Source organism: Bacillus cereus group sp. BfR-BA-01355, from assembly GCF_022663675.1.
GTDB classification, from domain to species: domain Bacteria; phylum Bacillota; class Bacilli; order Bacillales; family Bacillaceae_G; genus Bacillus_A; species Bacillus_A thuringiensis_S.
The window spans coordinates 1-2,882 of sequence record NZ_JAKUFY010000226.1; the positions used below are offsets into that span (position 1 = coordinate 1).

The following is a 2,882-nucleotide window of genomic DNA, read 5'->3' on the forward strand; positions in this document are numbered from 1 at the left end:
GTGCCATCAGTATCATCCACTTTTGTTAACGTAATGTCACCTTTAATTAAAGCGTTTTTTGCTGTAACAGAAGCGACTGTAGTTTGGCTTTTTTCTATTTCAAATAGAATAGGCGTTTTGTCTAATTCATAATGCTCAGGAGCTTTTGTTTCGACAAATTGGTATTTACCCGGACGTAAATCTTTTGCTTCTATTTGTCCATGTTCATTTGTTGTTAATTTTTCATATCCAGGAATATTTTTTCCGTTGCGATCTTGAACAGTAAACTCTGCCCCTGCTAAAGTTTTATTATAATTATCCACTTTTGTTAAAAGAGCAGATCCTTTAGTTAAACTATTTGTCGCAGTTAGATTTACTACTGTTGTTTGATCTATAGAGATAGTAAACGGAATAAGTTTGCTATCTAATTGATAATGCTCAGGAGCCTTCGTTTCTTGTAAGTAGTAAGTTCCTGGTTTTAGTTTATCTATAATAATTTGTCCGTTATTATTTGTTGTTAATTCTTTGTGTTCTGGAATTACTTTTTTATCTTTATCCAGTAGTGTGAAAATAGCGCCTTGTAGTGTTGCATTTTTGTTCAGGTCATCAGATTTTGTTAAAACTACTTTCCCGACAAATTTCTTATTTGCAAGTTTATATGTTGTAGTCTCTTGTGTACCAAGTTCAACAATTTTCCCTTGTTTTAAATCCCAGCTAATTACATAGCCTTCAGGAGCCTTTGTTTCTTTTAATAAATATTTATCACGTTTTAAATTATTAAATTTAGCGATACCGTCTTTGTCTGTTGTAATTTTACGGATAACAGTTTTACCTGTACGATCGTATAAAGTAAATTCTGCCCCAGCTAATAGTACGTTCTTATTGTCGTTATCTACCTTTATAATTTCAAGGTTTCCACGACCTTTGGTAGCAGATCCTCCACCTGAACCAGAAGACATTCTCACTTCAATTGTTTCAGTAGTTTCTGTGTTTTTAACTGTCAACTTATTGCCTGTGATTTTCGCTTTATTACTTACTTTTTCTTTATCGTCTGCATTAATAAGTGAGCGATATTCTAAAATATAAGCTCGATCAATTTTTTTCAAGAAGGCAATTTCGAAATGTTGCTTTCCGGTAGTATTGTCTGTTGTTATTTTGAGTTTATAGTCTGTTCCTTCTTTTAATTCGTTTACTTTATCTTTTGTTAAATTTCCATATGGATCAACAGTTGTAGGATATAAGTGGAATGAATCTTCCACAATTACCTGATTTTCGGTTGGGTCATCTGTTACAACCGCATCCGCAATGGTTGATTGGCTTTCGTTAATTGCGATACTCCAATTAATATAGTTGTCGTCTTGCACAGCTTTTTTAGTAACGAAGCTGCCACCTTTATTTACTTGAGTATCACCTGTAAGGGTGTTAACAATTTTAGAGCCATCTTTTAAATCTGCCTCGTTTTTGTAAGTGCCTTGGATAAGTTCACCATCAAGGCTTGTTTTAAAGATAATATAGTAAGGTGAATTAATTGATTGTTTGAAATGAACCTTTAGGGTGTTTTTATTTTTCTCTGTAGGTTCTTCAAGTTCATATTTCTCAGTTGGTACAGCATTACCAGGTTGTGCATTATCAGGATTTCCATTTAAAATCATATCGCGTACTTCAATGGATCCAGGAACTAATTTTTGTTTATCTTGTATTACGTCTATAACAGAAGGATCTTTAATCTCAACATTATTATAGTTAAAGCCTATTATCCAAGTAATTTCCTTCGTTTGAGCGTTATAAGAACCGTACTTATAACCATTTGCCTTTGTGAAAGTATCAGGATCGAAATTAGCTTCAACTTTATTTGATTGTGGCTTAGAATCCGTATCTATCCAAGATAGGTTACCTGTATTTTTAAATGAAGTTTTACCACTTTCTAGCTTTGTATAATCAAAGTCTGTCGTATATTTTACAACTAATGTCTTTGTCATATTAGACTGATATGTACCTATAAGAGTAATTTTGAAGCCTTTATCTGTTGCATCTAAAACATAGTCAGTCCCAGCTTGAAGGGTATAATTTCCATCTTTAATTTCTAGTTTTTTATCTTTTAATTGTAATCCACCATGATCAAAGGTGTCCGTAATGATCGCGTTGTTTAATGGGTAGTTGTTATTATTTACTATAATTGTCCAAGTTGTTGTTTTGTCTTTATAATTTGTTTCAGCTTTATTATTAGATTTAATAATATTTTGCTGCTTGAAGCTAGCTTCATTTTCTTTACTTGAATCATTATCAGCTGTAACTTTATTTTTTACTTTTCCATCTTCTATAACTTTATTAGTTGGCTTGGTTTTATAGGTAATCACATAAGCACTATTAATATCATCGTTAAACTGTAAATCGAATCCATTCTTCTTGTTATTTACAGTGTAATTATTCACAGCGTCACCTGTTACAAGCGTTCCCTTTTCATTATATGAAGCGTTTTTCACAACAATAGAATTTGCATCTAGTTCGTGTGTATCGTCAAAAATATCTTTTAAAATCGCGTCTGCTTTTTTGATCTCTCTTTGATCACCATTGTAAGTAATTGTCCACTCAATTGTTTGCGTCTTTGGATCATATTTACTTGTTTTATTTAAGTGTGTACCACGAGAAACCGTTACAGTAGAGCTTGCGTTTTGTTGCTTTTGATTATCACTCGTTATCGTAACGTTATTTCGAAAACTTTTAATATTTTCATCAGTAATTTTTGTGGCATATTCGATTTGATATGCTTTATTGATAGAATCTTTAAAAGCAATCTCCAATTTTGAGCCATCTGATGAAATAATATTGTAATCTGTTGGCTCAGCTTCTGCACCACGCATTACATTTCCATTAACATCAACTTCTAAATAATAAACTTTAAT

General features: G+C 32.1%; 1 protein-coding gene. It reads right to left on the reverse strand.

Translation table 11 applies throughout. The features are described from left to right. The coding region (locus MR167_RS31085; RefSeq protein WP_255787486.1) for a collagen binding domain-containing protein at positions 1 to 2,882 on the reverse strand (2,882 nt) is incomplete at both ends.